Annotated in this window: 16 protein-coding genes; 10 read left to right on the forward strand and 6 right to left on the reverse strand. The window is 72.0% G+C overall.

What is annotated here, in order from left to right:
* Window positions 1-58: 58 nt before the first annotated feature.
* Window positions 59-1,903 (forward strand): methyl-accepting chemotaxis protein, encoded by a 1,845-nt coding sequence (locus G5B56_RS02085; RefSeq protein WP_164962160.1) that lies wholly within the window; start codon window positions 59-61, stop codon window positions 1,901-1,903.
* Window positions 1,900-3,771 (forward strand): phosphodiesterase, encoded by a 1,872-nt coding sequence (locus G5B56_RS02090; protein ID WP_164962161.1) that lies wholly within the window; start codon window positions 1,900-1,902, stop codon window positions 3,769-3,771. Before G5B56_RS02085 ends, G5B56_RS02090 begins: the two co-directional genes overlap by 4 nt.
* Before the next feature lie 25 nt (window positions 3,772-3,796).
* On the opposite strand, the gene G5B56_RS02095 is transcribed toward G5B56_RS02090, so the two are convergent.
* Complete coding sequence (locus G5B56_RS02095; protein WP_164962162.1) at window positions 3,797-4,696, reverse strand: DUF2145 domain-containing protein; 900 nt, start codon at window positions 4,694-4,696, stop codon at window positions 3,797-3,799.
* The gene (locus tag G5B56_RS02100) at window positions 4,696-5,160 is read right to left on the reverse strand and encodes a hypothetical protein (protein ID WP_164962163.1); all 465 of its coding nucleotides are present in this window, start codon (window positions 5,158-5,160) and stop codon (window positions 4,696-4,698) included. Before G5B56_RS02100 ends, G5B56_RS02095 begins: the two co-directional genes overlap by 1 nt.
* Before the next feature lie 162 nt (window positions 5,161-5,322).
* On the opposite strand from G5B56_RS02100, the gene G5B56_RS02105 reads away from it, so the two are divergent.
* The 3 genes from G5B56_RS02105 to G5B56_RS02115 are packed head-to-tail and all read left to right on the forward strand — an operon-like array spanning window position 5,323 to window position 9,960.
* The gene (locus G5B56_RS02105; protein WP_164962164.1) at window positions 5,323-8,190 is read left to right on the forward strand and encodes a penicillin acylase family protein; all 2,868 of its coding nucleotides are present in this window, start codon (window positions 5,323-5,325) and stop codon (window positions 8,188-8,190) included.
* 31 nt (window positions 8,191-8,221) lie between these two features.
* A complete protein-coding gene (locus G5B56_RS02110) occupies window positions 8,222-9,349 on the forward strand; it encodes a DUF1615 domain-containing protein (protein WP_164962165.1) in 1,128 nt (375 codons plus the stop codon).
* Window positions 9,350-9,399: 50 nt separating this feature from the next.
* A complete protein-coding gene (locus tag G5B56_RS02115) occupies window positions 9,400-9,960 on the forward strand; it encodes a peroxiredoxin (protein WP_009857590.1) in 561 nt (186 codons plus the stop codon).
* Between the two features lie 98 nt (window positions 9,961-10,058).
* Here G5B56_RS02115 and ahpF read toward each other — a convergent pair whose 3' ends face one another.
* From ahpF to cysD, 4 genes are all read right to left on the reverse strand, one after another.
* A complete protein-coding gene (gene ahpF, locus G5B56_RS02120; protein WP_164962166.1) occupies window positions 10,059-11,627 on the reverse strand; it encodes an alkyl hydroperoxide reductase subunit F in 1,569 nt (522 codons plus the stop codon).
* A gap of 172 nt (window positions 11,628-11,799) precedes the next feature.
* Window positions 11,800-12,363, reverse strand: a complete 564-nt coding sequence (ahpC, locus tag G5B56_RS02125; protein ID WP_009857592.1) for an alkyl hydroperoxide reductase subunit C — start codon at window positions 12,361-12,363, stop codon at window positions 11,800-11,802.
* Window positions 12,364-12,564: 201 nt separating this feature from the next.
* Window positions 12,565-14,469, reverse strand: coding sequence for a sulfate adenylyltransferase subunit CysN (gene cysN / locus G5B56_RS02130; protein ID WP_009857593.1), 1,905 nt, complete (start codon window positions 14,467-14,469; stop codon window positions 12,565-12,567).
* 1 nt (window position 14,470) lies between these two features.
* Window positions 14,471-15,382: a sulfate adenylyltransferase subunit CysD gene (gene cysD / locus G5B56_RS02135; RefSeq protein WP_206023468.1), complete on the reverse strand. Its 912-nt coding sequence runs from the start codon at window positions 15,380-15,382 to the stop codon at window positions 14,471-14,473.
* A 176-nt stretch (window positions 15,383-15,558) separates the two neighbouring features.
* Here cysD and cysQ point away from each other — a divergent pair, with 176 nt between their 5' ends.
* The 5 genes from cysQ (at window position 15,559) to G5B56_RS02160 (ending at window position 19,649) form a co-directional block, all read left to right on the forward strand.
* A complete protein-coding gene (cysQ, locus tag G5B56_RS02140; RefSeq protein WP_164962167.1) occupies window positions 15,559-16,335 on the forward strand; it encodes a 3'(2'),5'-bisphosphate nucleotidase CysQ in 777 nt (258 codons plus the stop codon).
* A gap of 146 nt (window positions 16,336-16,481) precedes the next feature.
* Complete coding sequence (locus tag G5B56_RS02145) at window positions 16,482-17,480, forward strand: hypothetical protein (protein ID WP_164962168.1); 999 nt, start codon at window positions 16,482-16,484, stop codon at window positions 17,478-17,480.
* Between the two features lie 26 nt (window positions 17,481-17,506).
* On the forward strand, window positions 17,507-18,325 hold the full coding sequence (locus G5B56_RS02150; RefSeq protein ID WP_009857597.1) for a sulfatase-like hydrolase/transferase: 819 nt from the start codon (window positions 17,507-17,509) through the stop codon (window positions 18,323-18,325).
* Window positions 18,326-19,231, forward strand: coding sequence for a sulfotransferase (locus tag G5B56_RS02155; protein WP_009857598.1), 906 nt, complete (start codon window positions 18,326-18,328; stop codon window positions 19,229-19,231). It abuts the gene before it with no gap.
* Window positions 19,232-19,235: 4 nt separating this feature from the next.
* A complete protein-coding gene (locus G5B56_RS02160) occupies window positions 19,236-19,649 on the forward strand; it encodes a hypothetical protein (RefSeq protein ID WP_164962169.1) in 414 nt (137 codons plus the stop codon).
* Window positions 19,650-19,655: the final 6 nt, after the last annotated feature.

Raw genomic sequence — 19,655 nt, forward strand, 5'->3', positions numbered from 1 at the left:
GTCCACGCGCGGCCCGCGAGCCCCGACATCGTCGACCGGTGGCCTCTGGTCTCCCGGCATGCGGCTGTTCGGCCCGCTGCGCCTGCGTGCCAAGGCCGCCGTCATCTGCGCCGTGCTGCTGGCGCCGGCATTCGTCACCGGCGCTGCGCTGGTGCGCGCCGGGCTCGAACAGGCCCAGGCCGCCCAGGCCGAACGCGATGCGCTGGCTGTCGCCACGCAGCTGCTGCCGCTGGCCGAGGCGGTGCAGACGCTGCAAGGCGCCGCGCGTGCCGTGGCCGCCGGCCACGAGGCCGCGGCGGCCGACTATCGCCAGGCGCTGGCGCAGGCGCGCGGCGCGGCTGCGGCGCTCGGCGACACGCCCGCGGCGCCGTCGCTGGGCAAGCTGCGTGGCCGGCTCGGCAGCTTGCCGGCCGAGGCGGCGGCCGACCCGGCGCTGGCCGACGCGGCCGATGCCGCGGCCACCGAGGCCGCGGCGCTGATCCCGGCGCTGCTGGGCCAGGGCGAGCTGGCGCACGACGCCGACCCCGAGGTCGCCGACCCGGTGCGCCGGGCGCTGGTGGCGTTGCCGCGCGCCGCGGCCGACAGCGCCTCGCTGTGGGGCTGGGCGGTGCACGGCGTGGCGCGCGGTGCGCTCGACGAGCCGGCGCAGTACCAGCGCCAGGCTGCCTGGCAGGCGCGGGCGACGGCGGCGCTGGCCGACGCAGGCCAGGCCGCCTCGCCGGCCGCCGCCTTCGTGCAAGCTGCGGACGTCTCGGCGCTGGTGCGCGACGCCTTCACGCCCGACGAGGTCTACGCCCAGGGCCGCGCCGCGCTGCACACGCTGTGGCAGCAGGCGGCCTCGGCGCTGCCGGCGGTCGATGCGCGGCTGGCCGAGCGCCGTGCCGAGCTGGCGCGCCGCAGCGCGCTGCATGCTGCGCTGCTGGCCGGCGCGCTGCTGCTGGCGGCCTATCTCTTCCTCTGCTTCGCCCGCTCGCTGGAGTCGGGTTTCGCCGCCGTCGGCCAGGAACTCGGCCGCATCGCGCAGGGCGACCTGCGCCCGGCGCCGCTGCCAGCCGGCCGCGACGAGGCCGCCGAGCTGCAGCGCAGCGCCGCCGCGGCGCGCGAGTCGCTGCGCGCGGTCGTCGAGCAGGTGCGCACCGCCGCCGAGACGGTGGCCCGTGCCGGCCGCGAGATCGCCGCCGGAGCCGGCGATCTGTCCACGCGCAGCGGGCAGGCCGCCGCCGGCCTGCAGCACACGCATGCCGCGCTGGAGCGCATCGGCCGCGACGCCGCCGACGGCGAGCAGCGCTCGGGCCGCGCCGCCGTGGCGGCCGACGCTTATGTCCAGGCCGCGCGCGTCAGCCAGCAGACGATGGACGAGGCGGTGCGCACGATGGCGCGCGTCGACGCCTCGGCCGGGCGCATCGCGGCCATCGTCGACACGATCGACGGCATCGCCTTCCAGACCAACCTGCTGGCGCTCAACGCCGCCGTCGAGGCGGCGCGCGCCGGCGAGCAGGGGCGCGGCTTCGCCGTCGTCGCCGCCGAGGTGCGCCTGCTGGCGCGGCGCTCGGCCGACGCGGCGCGCGAGATCCAGGGCCTGATCGGCGAGAACGTCGACGGCGTGCGCGCCGGCAGCGCCGTCGTGCGCCGTGCGGGGGAGCACATGCAGGCCATCGTCGGCGAGGCCGGCGAGGCGCGGGCGCTGGTGGCGACGATCGCCGAAGGCGCGGCACGCCAGGGCCACGAGGTGCGCCAGGTGGTCGCCGCGCTGCAGACGCTGGAGACCGCGACGCAGCACAACGGCGCGCTGGTCGAGCAGACCGCCGCGGCCACCGCCGAGCTCGAGCGCCAGGCCCGCGAGCTGGTCGCGACGGTGGCGCGCTTTCGCACCGGCGCGGGCAGCCAGGGAGACGTCGAATGAGCGCGCTGCCGCTGTTCCATGGCCACTCCAAACCGGTATCCGACCCGATGAAATTCGATCTCGGCGACACCTCCCGGCCCCTGGCGCGCCTGATGCTGGAACGGGCGCTGGAGATCCACTTCCAGCCCATCGTCTCGCTGGCCGACGGCCGCATCCACGCCCACGAGGCGCTGGTGCGCGGGCCGCGCGGCACCGCGCTGCACGGCGCCGAGGCGCTGCTGGCGCAGGCGCGCCAGGAGGAGTTGCTGCAGGAGTTCGAGGTCGCCTGCGTCGTGCTGGCGCTGGAGCGCTGGGCGGCGATGCGCCAGGCCGGGCGGCTGTTCATCAACATCAGCGCCTCGGCGCTGGTGCGCTGCTTCGCCGGGCGCAGCGCGCAGGACATCGCCCACAGCGTGCAGCGCTGGGGCGTCAACCCGCAGAGCGTGGCCTTCGAGATCACCGAGCACGAACGTGTCGCCGACATCCCGCTGCTCGTCGAGATCGCCGACGGCGTGCACGGCGCCGGCATGAGCTTCGTGCTCGACGACTTCGGCGACGGCCGCTCCAGCCTGCGGCTGTGGTCCGAACTGAACCCCGACGTCGTCAAGATCGACAAGTACTTCAGCCGCGACATCGCGCAGAACCCGAAGCGGCTGCGCACGCTGCGCGCGCTGATGCAGATCGCCGACACCTTCGGCACGATGCTCGTCGCCGAAGGCGTCGAGACGCAGGAAGACCTGCGCGCGCTGCGCGACCTGGGTTGTCCGCTGGCCCAGGGCTACCTGCTCGGCCGCCCGGCGGCGTCGCCGCGCGCCGCCCCCGAACCCGAGGCGCTGTCGGTGCTGGCCGACCGCCAGATCGCCGTGCTGCCCACCGAACGCACCGCGCCACTGCCGCGCCGGCTGAGCCAGGCCAAGATCGTCGAGGTGCCGCCGGTCGGGCTGGACGCCAGCAACGACCAGGTCGTCGCGATGTTCACCGCCCATCCCGAGTGGCACGCCATCGCGCTCGTCGACGGCGATCGCCCGGTGGCGCTGGTCGGCCGCCAGCAGTGCCTGGACCGCTACGCCAAGCTCTACTTCAAGGAGGTCTGCGGGCGCAAACCCTGCCTGGCCTTCGCCAACACCGAGCCGACGCTGGTCGACGTCAACGCCGGCATCGACGAACTGGCCGAGCTGCTGACCTCGCCCGACCAGCGTTACCTGAGCGAAGGATTCGTCTACGTCGACAACGGCCGCTACCGCGGCCTGGGCACCGGCCAGCAGCTGGTGCGCCAGGTGACCGAGAGCCGCATCGAGGCCGCGCGCCACGCCAACCCGCTGACCTTTTTGCCCGGCAACAGCCCGATCAGCGAGCACATCGAGCGCCTGCAGGCCGCCGGCGCGAGTTTCGTCGCCTGCTACGCCGACCTGGCGCAGTTCAAGCCCTTCAACGACCACTACGGCTACTGGTGCGGTGACCGCATGATCAAGCTGCTGGCGGCGACGATCCAGGCCCACGCCGACCCGCGGCGCGACTTCGTCGGCCACGTCGGCGGCGACGACTTCGTCATCCTGTTCCAGAGCGCCGACTGGCGCGCACGCTGCGAGCGCATGGTGGCCGACTTCGACGCCGCCGCGATCGGCCTGTACGACGCGGACGCGCAGGCCGCCGGCGGCATTCGCGCCGAAGACCGCCACGGCGTCGAACGTTTCTTCGGCTTCGTCTCGGTCTACATGGGCGTCGTCGAGGTCGCGGCCGGCACGCTGTTCCGCAGCGCGTCCGATGTCGCCAGCGCCGCGGCGCGCGCCAAGCAGACCGCCAAGCAGACGGGTCTGTCGATCCACGTGCAAGGCGTGGCGCCGCTGACGGCGCTGCGGCCGGCCGAGGGCGTGACGCCGCTGCCCTGAGCCGGCCCGCGCGCCGGCGCGGTGCTCAGTCGTCCAGCGAGACCGCCTCGTCGCCCGGTGCGGCGCTGCAGTCGGCCGGCAGCGGCGGGCCGCCGCGGCGCACGACGGCGCGGCCGCCGGCATGGCAGAACTCCAGCCGCTGCGCGCCCGGCAGGCGCTCCTGCACGAAGGCCTCGATCGACGCCGGCAGGCTGACGTGCATCGTCAGCGCCTGCAGGTCGGCCAGCGGGTGGTCGCGCACGTGCAGGTAGGGCACGAGCTGGGCGGCGAAGACCAGCGCGTGCGAGCCCACCGCCACCGCCGTCGGCGTGTAGCCCTGCGCACGCAGCCAGGCCTGGGCCTGTTCACGCGGCTCGGCATCGGCGGCCAGCGGCTGCCAGGCGTCGGCCAGCAGCTCGGCGACCCACTGGTTGCAGTTCTGGTAGCGCGTCGACCAGGCGTGGGCGTTGGCGCTGTAGGTGCCGCCCAGCAGGCGCAGCGCGCGGGCGTTGTCCAGCGCCGCGGCCTGCACCGCGCGGCCGTCGGCGGCCGGCAGCAGCAGCACCGAGACGAAGCCGCGCTCGGCGTCGTCGGTGCCCGAGACGAAACCGGCCAGACCCTGGTCGAACAGCCGCGGGCGGGCCTCGTCGCAGGCGTAGTAGAGCTGGCGCACCGCCCAGGGCGCGAGCGGGTGCTCGCGCAGCGCCAGCGCGGCGTGCGAGTAGCGGATGCCGAATCGGCCGAGGTCGGTGCCCGAGCGCGCCACCAGCGCCCCGGCGGCGTCCGAGCGCAGCAGCGCCTGGCGCACGAGCCCGGCGAACTGCAGCAGGCGCGACTGCTGCAGCGCGCTGATCGTCACCGGCCGCGCGCACAGGCCGGGCAGCGCGGCGGCGGCCGGCGTGGCGAGCGTGCCCAGCAGGGCCGCCGCGGCGGCGGCCCGGCGCATCAGAGCGTGACGGCGCGCGGCGCCAGCTCGCGCTGCGGCGCGTCGTGCAGCGCGAGGAAGAAGGGCTCGGGCGCGTCGCCGCGGCGGAACTCGTAGCCATAGCCGCGTTCACGCGCCCGGATGCGTTCGCCCGTGGCCAGCGGCTGCGCCAGCGCCCCGGCGGGCACGTACAGGCGCAGTTCGCCGCCGGCGCCGGTGTCGTCCAGGCGCTGCAGCGTCAGGCGCAGCTCGCCGGGGCGGCCCGGGGCCTGGGCCACGTCGACGACGCGGTAGTCGCCGGCGACACGGTCTGCGGCCCGGCTCGAGCTGTCGCTGGAGCCCTCGATCGAGTGCGAGACGCTGGCCGACGAGGCCGACCCCGCACTGGAGGCCGAGGACGCCAGACTCTCGGCGTGGGCGTTCAAGGTGGTGGCGGCCAGCACGGCGGCCGCGAGCAGGGCGTGGCGGATCGTCTTGAAAGGCATCGGGGCGCGAAGGCAGGTCGGAACACCGAGCGTACCCGGATTCGCGGCCCTGGTTGCCGCGGCCACCGGTGGCGGGCGGGCGCCGCTTGCGCGCCGCCGGCCCGTCGCAGCGATGCGCCGCCGTCCCCCGATCCGCGGGGGATAGGGGCCGGGACAGCCTTCATGGACGCGCTGCGGTGCCCGGCCTACGCTGCCGCGGCCACGGCCGGCCCGGGCCGTCACGACACCCACGAGGAGATCACCATGCGCCCCTGGCTGCGTCGCGCCGTCCTGCCCCTGTCCGCCTGGCTCGCGTGTGTCGCGCCACCGGCGTCTGCCGACGACGGCAGCGTCGCCGTCGCCGGGCTGCGCGGCCCGGTGAGCGTCGTGCGCGACGTCGACGGCGTCGCCCACGTGCGTGCGCTGACCGAACGCGACGCGCTGTTCATGCAGGGCTGGCTGCACGCCGAGGACCGGCTGTTCCAGGCCGACACGCTGCGCCGCACCGCCAGCGGCACGCTGGCCGAGCTGGTCGGCGCCTCGGCGCTGGCGCAGGACGTGCAGCTGCGCACGATCGGCCTGCGCCGTGCCGCCGAGAAGTCGCTGACGGCGGCCTCGCCCGAGCTGCGCGCCGGGCTGGAGGCCTATTCCGCCGGCGTCAACGCCTGGGTCGCGGCGCACCCGCTGCCGGCCGACTACACGCGGCTGCGGCTGACGAAGTTCAGCCCCTGGACGCCAGTGGACAGCCTGGCGATCGGCAAGCTGGTGTCGTTCCAGCTCTCGTTCGACTTCGACACCGATCTCACCAGCGCCTGGCTGGCCTACCGCGCCGCGCTGGGCGACGAGCGGCTGGCGCAGGCGCTGTTCTTCGGCGACGTCTACCGCGCCGCGCCCTTCGACCCGGCGTCGACGCTGCCCGACGCCGGCGGGCCGCTGCCCTGGAGTGCCGCGGCGGCCGGATCGCAGCCGTCGGCGGTGCCGGCGACGCTGGCGCCGCTGCTCAGGCGCCAGCTCGAGCGCACGAAACGCGTGCCGCTGCTCGAGCGCGTGCTCTCGCGGCGCCAGCACCAGATCGGCAGCAACGAGTGGGCGGTCAGCGCGCGGCTGACGGCCGACGGCCGGCCGCTGGTGGCCAACGACCCGCACCTGTCGCTGGGCATGCCGTCCAACCTCTACGACCAGCACCTCGTCAGCGCCGACGGGCTGGACGCGATCGGCAGCAGCTTCCCCGGCGTGCCCTGGATCGTGCTCGGCCAGAACCGGCGTGTCGCCTGGGGCTCGACGACCAGCGCCTATGACGTCACCGATGCCTACGCCGAGCGCATCGTCGCCGCCGGCACCGCCAGCGGCCTGGCCTCGGTGTACCAGGGGCAGAACGAAGCCATCGTGCCGATCCCGGTCAGCTTCCGGGTCAACGCGCTCGACCCGTCGCGCACCGACGCGCTGGACACCGTGCCGCCGAGCGTGCAGGTGCCGCCGGTGGTGCTGCTGGTGCCGCGCCACGGCCCCGTGGTGCAGCTCGACGCCGCGGCCGGCAGCGCCATCACGATCCAGTGGATCGGCGCCGGCGCGACACGCGAACTCGACGCCTACCGGCTGCTGAACCGCGCCGCCAGCCTGGAGGACGTGCGCGCCGCGCTGCAGTACTTCGACGTCGGCTCGCAGAACTTCGTCGTCGGCGACGTCGACGGCCGCATGGCCTGGTTCACCAGCGGCGAGATACCGCTGCGCGAGGACCTGCAGGGCGGCGCCGTGGCCGGCGCGCCGCCGTTCCTGGTGCGCAACGGCCAGGGCGGCAACGAATGGCTGAAGAAGGCCTCGCCCGGGCCCACCGATGCCAGCGGCTACGAGACGCTGCCGTTCGCCGAGATGCCGCAGGCCGTCGACCCGCCCGAGGGCTTCTTCGTCAACGCCAACAACGACCCCGCCGGGCTGACGCTGGACAACGACCCGCTGAACCAGCGCCGCCCCGGCGGCGGGCTGTACTACCTGGGGCCGGGCTTCGACTTCGGGCTGCGCGCCGGCCGCATCACCCAGCGGCTGCAGGCCGCGATCGCCGCCGGCCCGGTGACGCGGCGCGAGATGGCGAGCATCCAGGCCGACACCGTGCTCGTCGACGCCCAGGTCTTCGTGCCGTGGCTGCTGCGGGCCTACGACGGCGCCCGCGCCGCCGGCGCCCCGGCGGCGCTGCAGGCGTTGGCCGCCGACACGCGCGTCGCCGAAGCCGCCGAGCGCCTGCGCCGCTGGGGCTTCGACACGCCGACCGGCATCGAGACCGGCTACGACGCCTCGGACTTCAACGGCCAGCGCCGCGCGCCGACGCCGCGCGAGATCGACGCCAGCGTCGCCGCGACGATCCACGCCGTCTGGCGCGGCCAGGCGATCGCGCTGGGTCTGGACCGCACGCTGGCCCAGTACGGCCTGCCGCAGCCGGGCAGCCAGGAGGCGATGAAGTCGCTGCGCCACCTCGTCGAGCGCGACGGCATCGGCCTGTCCGGTGTCGACTTCTTCGCCTGGACCGGGCTGCCCGAGGCCGCGCAGCGGCGCGACTACGTGCTGCTGAAGGCGCTGCAGGACGCGCTGGAGCGGCTCTCCGGGCCGGCCTTCGAGCGCGCCTTCGGGCGTTCGACGAACCCGGGCGACTGGCGCTGGGGCAAGCTGCACCGCATCGTGCTGGCCGGGGTCTTCGGCGACGAGAGCATCCCCGGCGCGACGCCGGGCTTCGAGCCCTCGGTCGCCGGGCTGCCCGGGCTGGCGGTCGACGGCGGGCTGGGCACGGTGGACGTCGCCAACCACTCGCCGCGTGCGGCCGACGACGGTGCGTTCATGTTCTCGTCAGGCCCCAACCGGCGTTATGTCGGTGCGCCCGGCCCGGGCGGCATCCCGGCGCGGTCCATCCTGCCCGGCGGGCAGAGCGGCGTGCTCGGCAGCGAGGACTACGCCAACTTCCTCGGCCGCTGGCTGAGCAACGAGACCTATCCGTTCCGCGTCACGGCGGCGGAGATCCAGCGCGCGGCCGTCAGCCGCACGCTGTACCGCCCGGCACGCTGAACGCGCGCGCTTTGCGGCAGCATCGGGGGTGATGAACCGCTCCCGATGCCTTCCGACGCTGCGCCTGGCCGCGGCCATCGCCGTGGCGGCCCTGGCCGCCGGCTGCACGACGGCGCCCCGGCCGGCCGACGCGCCCGAGCGCCCGGCCGACGTGCGCCAGCGGGTGCAGTCGCTGCTGCCGCCGGCCCTGGCCGACCGCGCCGGCTGGGCGCAGGACCTGCAGGTCGCGTTCTCGGCGCTGGGCGTGGAGCCCAGTGTCGAGAACCTCTGCGCCGCGATCGCGGTGGCCGAGCAGGAGTCCGGCCTGCGCGCCGACCCGCCGGTGCCGCGGCTGGGCGAGATCGCGCGCCGCGAGCTCGAGGAACGCGCCGAACGGGCCGGCGTGCCGCGCCTGGCCGTCGCCGCCGCGCTGGTGCTGCCGTCGCCCGACGGACGCTCGTGGAACGAGCGCCTGGCCGCGGTGAAGACCGAACGCGAGCTCAGCGATCTGTACGAGAGCTTCATCGACCGCGTGCCGCTGGGCCGGCGTTTCCTCGCCAGCCGCAACCCGGTGCGCACCGGCGGGCCGATGCAGGTCTCGGTGGCGTTTGCCGAGCGCCAGGCCGAGCGCGGCTACCCGTACCCGCTGAAGGGCTCGGTGCGCGACGAGGTCTTCACGCGCCGCGGCGGGCTGTACTTCGGCGTCGCCCATCTGCTGGACTACGAGGCGCCGTACGACGCGCTGATCTACCGCTACGCCGACTTCAACGCCGGCCGCTGGGCCAGCCGCAACGCCGCGTTCCAGAACGCGCTGGCTGCCGTCACCGGCATCCCGCTGGTGCCCGACGGCGACCTGCTGCCGCCCGACGCCGGCCGCGACACGCCGCCCGGCGCCACCGAGACCGCGGCACGTTCGCTGGCCTCGCGCCTGGGCCTGGACGCCGACGACATCCGCCGCGAACTGGCGCAAGGCGAGGGGCCGGGATTCGAGCGTTCGCGGCTGTGGCAGCGTGTGTTCGCGCTCGCCGAACGCCAGGGCCGCACGCTGCCGCGCGCCGCCTTGCCGCGCATCACGCTCGAAGGACCGAAGATCCAGCGCAAGCTGACCACCGAGTGGTTCGCGCGGCGCGTCGACGAGCGCCAGCGCCGCTGCGTCGCGCGCGCCGATTCGCCCGCGTGAGAACGTGGATCGCGCCGCGCTGGCAGACTGCGTGCACTCAGGAGTCCACGATGCTGCGTTCCACGATCTGCTCTTTCGCCGCGGCGGCCACGATGGCCGCCGTGTCGCCGGCCGCGCTGGCGGCGCTGGAAGTCGGCGCCAAGGCGCCCGACTTCACCACCGATGCCGCGCTGGCCGGCAAGCCGACGCGCTTCGCGCTGGCCGACGCGCTCTCGCGCGGGCCGGTGGTGCTGTTCTTCTTCCCGAAGGCCTTCACGTCCGGCTGCACCGTCGAGGCGCACCTGTTCGCCGAGGCCACGCCGCAGTTCGAGAAGCTCGGCGCGACCGTCATCGGCGTCTCCAACGACGATCTGCCGACGCTGCAGCGCTTTTCCAGCGAAGCCTGCCGCGACAAGTTCGCCGTCGCCTCCGACGCCGACTCGCGCGTGATCCGCGCCTATGACGCGAAGATCGCCTTCCTGCCCGGCATGGCCAAGCGTGTGTCCTACGTCATCGGCCGTGACGGCCGCGTCGCCTACGTCTGGGAGAGCCTCGACCCCGACGAGCACGTATCGCGGACGATGGCGGCCGTCGAGAAGCTCGTCGGCCGCAAGGCGCCGGCGGCGAAGTGAGCGGCGCGAGGCGACGGCAGCAAAAAGGGGTCAGGTCTCAGCAAAAAGGGGTCAGGTCTTGTGAGACCTGACCCCCGACTTCCGGCCGTCGCCAGGCCTCAGCCCTGCGCGGCCGGCGTGCGGATCAGGTAGTCGAAGGCCGACAGCGCCGCCTTCGCGCCTTCGCCGGTGGCGATGATGATCTGCTTGTACGGCACGGTCGTCACGTCGCCGGCGGCGAAGATGCCCGGCACGCTGGTCGCGCACTTCGGGTCGATGACGATCTCGCCGAAGCGGCTCAGCTCCAGCGTGCCCTTCAGGAACTCGGTGTTGGGCACGAGGCCGATCTGCACGAACACGCCGGCCAGCTCGACGTGGTGCTCGGCGCCCGAGACACGGTCCTTGTAGCGCAGGCCGTTGACCTTCTGGCCGTCGCCGGTGATCTCGGTCGTCTGCGCGTTGGTGTGGATCGTGACGTTGGGCAGGCTCTTCAGCTTGTCGACCAGCACCGCGTCGGCCTTCAGCTGGTCGAGGAACTCGATCAGCGTCACGTGCTCGACGACGCCGGCGAGATCGATCGCGGCCTCGACGCCGGAGTTGCCGCCGCCGATGACGGCGACCTTCTTGCCCTTGAACAGCGGGCCGTCGCAGTGCGGGCAGTAGGCCACGCCCCGGGTCTTGTACTCCTGCTCGCCGGGCACGTTGACGTTGCGCCAGCGCGCGCCGGTGGCCAGGATCACCGTGCGCCCCTTCAGCTCGGCGCCGTTGGCCAGCTTGACCGTCGCGTGGGCGCCCGGCTGCGGCGCCGGGACCACGGCCTGCACCTGCTGGCCGACGTTGACGTCGACGGCGTAGGCGCGCACGTGGGCTTCCAGCGCGGCGGCGAACTTCGGCCCTTCGGTCTCCATCACCGAGACGAAGTTCTCGATGGCCAGCGTGTCCAGCGTCTGGCCGCCGAAACGTTCGGCGACGATGCCGGTGCGGATGCCCTTGCGCGCGGCGTAGATCGCCGCCGCGGCGCCGGCCGGGCCGCCGCCGACGATCAGCACCTCGTACGGCTCCTTCTTCGCCAGCTTGGCGGCGTCGCGCGCGGCGGCGCCGGTGTCGATCTTGGCCAGGATCTCGCCGATCTCCATGCGGCCCGAGCCGAAGGGCTGGCCGTTCAGGAAAACGGTCGGCACGGCCATGATCTGGCGCGCGTCGACCTCGGCCTTGAACAGGCCGCCGTCGATCGCGACGTGGCGAACACGCGGGTTCAGCACCGCCATCAGGTTCAGCGCCTGCACCACGTCGGGGCAGTTGTGGCAGGTCAGCGACATGTAGGTCTCGAAGACGAAGTCGCCTTCCAGGCCCTGGATCTGCGCGATCGTGTCGGCGTCGAGCTTGGGCGGGTGGCCGCCGGCCTGCAGCAGCGCCAGCACCAGCGAGGTGAACTCGTGGCCCATCGGGATGGCCGCGAAACGCACGCCCATGTCGGCGCCGGCGCGGCTGATCGAGAACGACGGGCGGCGCTCGTCCTTGCCGTCGTAGCGCACGCTGATCAGCGCCGACAGCGGCGCGATGTCCTCGAGCAGCGCGCGCATCTCGGCCGAGGCCGGGCGGTCGTCGAGCGAGGCGACGAGTTCGATCGGCTGCTGCAGGCGCTCCAGGTAGGCCTTGAGCTGGGTCTTGAGGTTGGCGTCGAGCATGGCGGTGTTCCTGTTGGCGATGCGGGGAGGGGAGGGTGTCGCCCTGTCGTCAGCGCCCGTCCCGCGCGGGGGGCTGGCGACAGGGGCCCGGGAGCCGGGCCCTGTCGGCAAAACGCCCGGGCGAGCCGGGCGTCCGTGGGGCCCGCTGGGGCGGGCCGGGGTGCCGGGCGGCTTAGATCTTGCCGACCAGGTCCAGCGACGGGGTCAGCGTCGCGGCGCCTTCCTGCCACTTGGCCGGGCAGACCTGGCCCGGGTGCGAAGCGACGTACTGGGCCGCCTTGACCTTGCGCAGCAGCTCGCTGGCGTCACGGCCGATGCCGTTGTCGTGGATCTCGCAGAGCTTGATCTGGCCTTCGGGGTTGATGACGAAGGTGCCGCGCAGCGCCAGGCCTTCCTCTTCGATCATGACCTCGAAGTTGCGCGTCAGCGTGCCGGTCGGGTCGCCGATCAGCGGGTACTTGACCTTCTGGATCGCCGGCGAGGTCTCGGCCCAGGCCTTGTGCGCGAAGTGGGTGTCGGTCGACACGCCGTAGACCTCGACGCCCAGCTTCTGGAACTCGGCGTAGGTGTCGGCCAGGTCTTCGAGTTCGGTCGGGCAGACGAAGGTGAAGTCGGCCGGGTAGAACACCACGACGCTCCACTTGCCCTTGAGGCTTTCTTCGGTGACGTCGAAGAACTTGCCGGTCTGGTAGGCGGTGGCCTTGAACGGCTTGACTTGGGTGTTGATCAGCGACATGGGGAGACTCCTCTGATGGTTGGGTCGGTGAGAGACGCGAGTGAAGGAGAACGCGACCAGGAGACTGTAGCGGCCGGTCTCGATGTTGGCAGTCGATCGTTTCAATCAGGACCATTGAGCACGGCTATAGCCGGCCCGAAATGAAAAAGCCGCGCGTGCCCTGCCGGGAACGCGCGGCCTTCATGGCGAGCCAGGCGCTTGTCAGGCGATCACGCCCCGCTCGCGCAGCAGTTCGATGACCCGGTCGGCGGCCCGTTCGGCGGTCAGCTCGGTGGTGTCGATGCGCATCTCGGGGTTTTCCGGCGGCTCGTACGGCGAATCGATGCCGGTGAAGTTGCGCAGCTCGCCTCGGCGCGCCTTCTTGTACAGGCCCTTGACGTCGCGGCTCTCGGCGACGTCCAGCGGCGTGTCGACGTGCACCTCGATGAACTCGCCGTCGGCGACCAGCGAACGCGCCAGGCGGCGCTCGGCGCGGAACGGCGAGATGAAGGCCGTCAGCACGATCAGGCCGGCGTCGACCATCAGCCTGGCGACCTCGCCGACGCGGCGCACGTTCTCGACGCGGTCGGCCTCGGTGAAGCCGAGGTCCTTGTTCAGGCCGTGGCGCACGTTGTCGCCGTCGAGCAGGTAGGAGTGGCGGCCGAGCGCGTGCAGCCGCTTCTCGACGAGGTTGGCGATCGTCGACTTGCCGGCGCCCGACAGCCCGGTGAACCACAGCACCACCGGCTTCTGGCCCTTCTGCAGCGAGCGCGCGGCCTTGTCGATGTCGACGTGCTGCAGGTGGATGTTGTGCGCGCGGCGCAGCGCGAAGTGCAGCATGCCGGCGCCGACGGTGTTGTTCGTCAGCCGGTCGATCAGGATGAAGCCGCCGGTCTCGCGGTTGGCCTGGTAGGCGTCGAAGGGCACGGCGCGGTCGAGCGCGATGTTGCAGACGCCGATCTCGTTCAACTCCAGCTGCTTGGCCGCCAGGCGCTCCAGCGTGTTGACGTTGACCTTGTACTTGGGCTCGGTCACCGAGACGCTGACGGTGCGCGTGCCGAGCTTCAGCAGGTAGGGCCGGCCGGGCAGCATCGGCTCGTCGGCCATCCAGACGATCGAGCACTCGAACTGGTCGGCGACCTCGGCCGGCGCGTCGGCGGCGGAGATCACGTCGCCGCGCGAGATGTCGACCTCGTCGGCCAGCGTCAGCGTCACCGACTGGCCGGCGACGGCCACCGGCAGGTCGCCGCCGTGGGCGACGATGCGCGCCACCGTGCTCTCGCGGCCCGAGGGCTGCACGCGCACGCGGTCGCCGGGGCGCACGCTGCCGCTGGCGATCAGGCCGCAGAAACCGCGGAAGTCGAGGTTGGGGCGGTTGACCCACTGCACCGGCAGGCGCAGCGGCCCGTTCTGCAGCCGCGTCTCGTCGATCTCGCAGGTCTCGAGAAAGCCCATCAGCGTCGGGCCGTGGTACCAGCCGGTCTGCGTGCTCGGCTCGGTCATGTTGTCGCCCTTCAGGGCCGACAGCGGGATCGTCGTGATGTCGGCCAGGCCGATCTGCCGGGCGAACTCGCGGTACTCCTCGTCGATGCGGTTGTAGACCTGCTGCGAGTAGTCCACCAGGTCCATCTTGTTGATCGCCAGCACCACCTTGCGGATGCCGATCAGCGAGACGAGGTAGCTGTGGCGGCGGGTCTGCGTCAGCACGCCCTTGCGCGCGTCGACCAGGATCACCGCGACGTCGGCGGTCGACGCGCCGGTGATCATGTTGCGCGTGTACTGCTCGTGCCCGGGCGTGTCGGCGACGATGAACTTGCGCCGGTCGGTGCTGAAGAAGCGGTAGGCGACGTCGATCGTGATGCCTTGCTCGCGCTCGGCGGCCAGGCCGTCGACGAGCAGCGCGAAGTCGATGTCGCCGCCTTGCGTGCCCCACTTCCGGGAGTCGGCCTCGATGGCGGCGAGCTGGTCCTCGAACAGCATCTTCGACTCGTACAGCAGGCGCCCGATGACGGTGCTCTTGCCGTCGTCGACCGAGCCGCAGGTGATGAAGCGCAGCAGGCTCTTCTTCTCGTGCTGTTCGAGATAACGCTCGATGTCGGTGGCGATGAGGTCGGAAACGTGCGCCATCTCAGAAGTACCCCTCTTGCTTCTTCTTCTCCATGGAAGCGGCCGTGTCGTGGTCGATCATGCGGCCCTGGCGTTCGCTGGTGCGCGTCAGCAGCATCTCCTGGATGATGTCGACCAGCGTCTCGGCCTCGGACTCCACGGCGCCGGACAGCGGGTAGCAGCCCAGCGTGCGGAAACGCACCTTCTTCATCATCGGCTGCTCGCCGGGCTTCAGGCGCATGCGCTCGTCGTCGACCATGATCAGCGTGCCGTCGCGCTCGACCACCGGCCGTTCGGCCGCGTAGTACAGCGGCACGATGGGGATGTTCTCGAGGTAGATGTACTGCCAGATGTCGAGCTCGGTCCAGTTCGAGATCGGGAAGACGCGGATCGACTCGCCCTTGTGCTTGCGGCCGTTGTAGAGGTGCCAGAGCTCGGGGCGCTGGTTCTTCGGGTCCCAGCGGTGCTGCGCGGTGCGGAACGAGAAGATGCGTTCCTTGGCGCGGCTCTTCTCCTCGTCGCGGCGGGCGCCGCCGAACGCGGCGTCGAAGCCGTGGTGGTCCAGCGCCTGCTTCAGGCCCTGGGTCTTCCACATGTCGGTGTGGATCTGCGAGCCGTGGTCGAACGGGTTGATGCCGCGTTCCATGGCCTCGGGGTTGTGATGGACCAGCAGTTCCATGCCGAGCTCGCGCGCCATGCGTTCGCGCATCGCGTACATGTCGCGGAACTTCCAGGTCGTGTCCACGTGCAGCAGCGGGAACGGGGGCGGCGCGGGGTAGAAGGCCTTGCGCGCCAGGTGCAGCATCACCGCGCTGTCCTTGCCTATCGAGTAGAGCATCACCGGCTTGTCGGCCTCGGCGACGACTTCTCGCAGGATGTGGATGCTCTCGGCTTCCAGGCGCTGCAGATGGGTCAGGTTGATCGGTGGATGCATAGGCCTCGTGCTCGGTGGTCTCGTGCTGCGCCGCAGCAAGCGGCATGCCGCGGGGCCGTGAGTATCCCCCAAGGCCCCGGGGCCGCGCACCTCGTGGGGATGAGGGACGCCGGCGCACAGGCGTCGGCTGCCGGCCGGCCCGGCGCCGCTAAAGTCGGCGCACAGGAGGACTGTTCATGACCGAAGAACGAGTGGCCGCCCCCGGCCTGCTGGACGAGGTGAGCGCCATCGCGCGCCGTGCTGGCGCGCTGATCATGCAGATCTACGCCACCGATTTCTCGGTGCGCGGCAAGGACGATGCCTCGCCCGTGACCGAGGCCGACGAACGTGCCGAGAAACTCATCGTGCCGGCGCTGCACGCGCTGGCGTCCGAGGTGCCGGTGGTCGCCGAGGAGGCCGTCGCCGCGGGTTCGGTGCCCGAGGTCGGCGACTGGTTCTGGCTCGTCGACCCGCTGGACGGCACCAAGGAGTTCATCAGCCGCAACGGCGAGTTCACCGTCAACATCGCGCTGGTGCACCGCGGCGAGCCGGTGCTCGGCGTGGTCTTCGCGCCGGCGCTCGACCGGCTCTTTGCCGGTGCACGCGGGCAGGGCGCGCGTGTCGAGGAAGCCGGCGTGGTGCGTGCGATCCGCTGCCGCGAGGTGCCGGCCGACGGGCTGACCGTCGTCGCCAGCCGCTCGCACGGCGACGCCGCTGCGCTCGACGCGTTTCTGGCCGGGCGCAAGGTGGCCGCGCTGGCCAATGCGGGCTCGTCGCTGAAGCTGTGCCTGGTCGCCGCCGGCGAGGCCGACCTCTACCCGCGCCTGGGGCGCACGATGGAGTGGGACATCGCCGCCGGCCACGCCGTGCTGGCCGCCGCCGGTGGCCGTGTCGACACCGTCGCCGGTGCGCCGCTGCGTTACGGCAAGCCGGGTTTCGACAACCCGCACTTCGTCGCCAGCGCCGGCGGCTGAAGCCCCCGCGCTCGCGGGGATGGCCCCGCACTTGCATGAGCCGGGCGGGCGTCCCGGCGGTATCGCCACCGCCGGGGCTCGCTAACAATCGGTTCACGCAAGTCACACGAGTCGAACGAATGGGCAGAGGCGTTGGGAGCTTCGCGGTGCGCGCCGCGACCGTTTGTGCACTGGCTGCCAGCCTGGCGCTGGCCGCCTGCGGTGGCTCCCGCGGCAGCGACGCCGCCGAGGACGACAGCGACTACCGGGTCTTCGCCGCCGACGGCCGCGCCTACACGATGGCGCTGGACCTCGGCGCCGGCCGCTACAGCCTCGGCGGCGACGGTGTCTCCGACCGGCGCGAGCTGGTGTCCGACGGCGAGGGCGGCTGGATCGTCGGTGCCGGGCCCGAGCGGCTGCGCAGCGCCGAAGGCCTCGTCGTCGGCGTGCACCAGGTCGGCGACACGCTGCTGCCCTACGTCGCGGCGCAGACCTTTCTCGCGTCGACCACCGGCGCGGCCGGGCGCTACAACCTGATGATCCGGCGCGTCGCCGCCGACGGCAGCGACGCCAGCACGCACCCGGCCACCGCCACGCTGTCGGGCAACACGCTGCAGATCTGCGAGAACGACTACGAGGTCGTCTACACCTCGGCCTGCGCCAGCGGCTCGCTGCGCAGCTACACGGTGAGCGTCGCCGACAGCGTTTTCACCGCGACGCCGACCGTTGCCGGCACGCCGCCGATCCGCTTCCGCATCGCGCGTGCCGGGCAGACCGAGCTGCTGCTGTCGGTGGGCGAAAGCACGCTGGGCGATGGCCGTCTGCAGTGGCTGGTGGCGCTGAAGGAGGAGTTCGCCGGCTTCTTCCCGGGCCGCTTCGTGGGCCCCGGCGTGCTCGGCGGCGACGCCGACTGGCTGGCGATCACGATGGACGCCGACGCCGGCACCTACACCGCCCTGGGCGGCGCCTTCGAGGACCAGGCCGTGCTGACCTCGCTGAACGGCCAGCAGCCGCCGTCGATGTTCCACGGCGAGCTCAACACGCAGCACCCGGGCTCGCCGGTGTGGGTGCTGCAGAACTACCCGCTGCTGATCGTCGGTGGTGCGCCCCTCGTGCCGGAGGGCGTGACCAACCTGAGCGGCCTGCTGCAGATCGCGCTGCCCTGAGCGTGTCCGCGTCCCGAGGAACCTGCATGTCCCTGAACCACATCGTCTTCATCGTGCTCGACAGCTGCCGGCACGACAGCTTCGTCGCCGCGAACACGCCCAACGTCGACCGCCTCGGCGCGGCGCAGAAGCGCTATTCGTACGCCTCGTGGACGGCGCCGTCGCACCACACCTTCGCGATGGGCATGCTGCCGCACACGAGCCCCAAGGACGTCTTCGCCTCCGAGGTCTACAAGGACGAGTTCGCGCAGTGGCGCGAGCGCACCGGCTGCGCCGACATCGCGTTCAAGGAGTTCCTGCCCGACCTGTCGCTGCCCAAGGTGCTGCGCAAGCTCGGCTACCGCACCGTCGCCCGGGTCTCGATGCCGGTGCTCAACAAGAGCACGCTGATCAGCCGCGACTTCGACGACTACAAGCTCATGCCCCATCACAACGACTTCAAGGGCATGGTCGCGGAGATGGAGTTCCCCGACGACGAGCCGCACTACTACTTCCTCAACGTCGGCGAGACCCACTACCCGTACATGCTGTCAGGTGCCGACCTGCCGCACATCTCGGGGCTGCACGGTGCGCTGAAGGGCATGGACGCGGTGACCGAGGCCACGCAGGGCCGGCGCGGTTTCGAGCCCGGCCAGATGGAGATGCTGCGGCTGCAGCAGATCAGGTGCATCGAGTACTGCGACGCCCAGATCGGCCGCATCATGGCCATGGCGCCGCCGAACACGCACTTCATCGTCACCGCCGACCACGGCGAACTGTTCGGCGAGGACGGCTACTTCGGCCACGGGCCCATCATGCACGAGAAGTGCTTCGAGGTTCCCTTCGTCGAGGGGCGGCTGGGCTGAATGGCCGCGCCGCTGTTCCTGCTGGCGCCGCCGAGGTCCTACACCTCGCTGATGAACGCGATGCTGGGCCAGCATCCGCAGTGTTTCGGCCTGCCGGAGCTGTGCCTGTTCAACGTCGAGCGCCTCGTCGACCTGTGGGTGCGCTCGACCGACGAGATGGGTAGCGAGGCCAAGACGCGCCACGGCCTGCTGCGCGCCGTCGCCGAGATCTACGGAGGCGAACAGACCATGGACAGCGTGCGCATGGCCAGCCACTGGTGCGCCGCGCGCCAGAACCTGTCCACCGGCGAGATCTACCGCGAGCTGGTCGACAGGATCGACCCGCTGATCGCCGTCGAGAAGAGCCCGGCGTACACGGTGGACATCCAGCGCCTGCTGCGCATCCGCGAGACCTTCCCCGATGCGCGCTACCTGCACCTGACGCGCCACCCGGTGGGCCAGTGCAAGTCGGTGATGAGCCTGTACGACGGCACCTTCGCGCTGTTCGTCAACTCGATCGACTTCCTCGAGGACCGCGCCATCGTCGAACCCCAGTTCGCCTGGTACGACCTGAACATCAACATCCTGAACTTCCTCGACACGATCCCGGCCGAGCGCCAGATGCGCATCCGTGGCGAGGACGTGATGAACGATCCGCCGAAGTTCCTCGGCATGATCTGCCGCTGGCTGGGCATCCGCGACGACGCCGATGCGCTCGAGGAGATGATGCATCCCGAACGTTCGCCGTTCGCCTGCTTCGGCCCGCTGGATGCGCTGTTCGGCAACGACCCGAACTTCCTCTCCGGCCCGACCTTCCGCCCGCACAAGGTGAAGGTGCCGCCACTGGACAGGCCGGTGCCCTGGCGCGAGGACGGCCAGGGCCTGAAGCCCGAGGTCGTCGAACTCGCCCGTGAGTTTGGATATTGAGGCGATGAGCGACTCCGACACCCCCCCGCTGGGCCGGCGCGCCAAGCTCGGCCCGATCGACGGCAAGCCGGTCACGACGCACCCCGACCTGAGCCGGCTGTCGCCGGCGCAGCGTGGCCTGCGCGACGCGCTGCTGCGCGAGTTCAAGGCGCGCAAGGCGAAGAAGTTCGTCGAGAAGCAGGTCCACTACATCAACGGCAACCGTCAGGTCGCCGAGTCGATCAAGATCCTCTTCGACGAGCACGGCCAGCCGCCGGCCAACGCGCCGATCGAGGACATCATCGAGGAGCGCCGCCAGCTCGAGTACCAGGTGCGCTGGTTCGAGGCGATGCTGCTGGAGCTGCAGACGCGGCTCTTGCGCGTGCGCGAGATCGAGGCGCTGGCGCTCGACGTGCTCGAACGCAGCGAGCGCGACTAGAGGTGC

Origin of the sequence: Rubrivivax sp. JA1026, assembly GCF_011065555.1 — a bacterium.
GTDB classification, from domain to species: domain Bacteria; phylum Pseudomonadota; class Gammaproteobacteria; order Burkholderiales; family Burkholderiaceae_C; genus Rubrivivax; species Rubrivivax benzoatilyticus.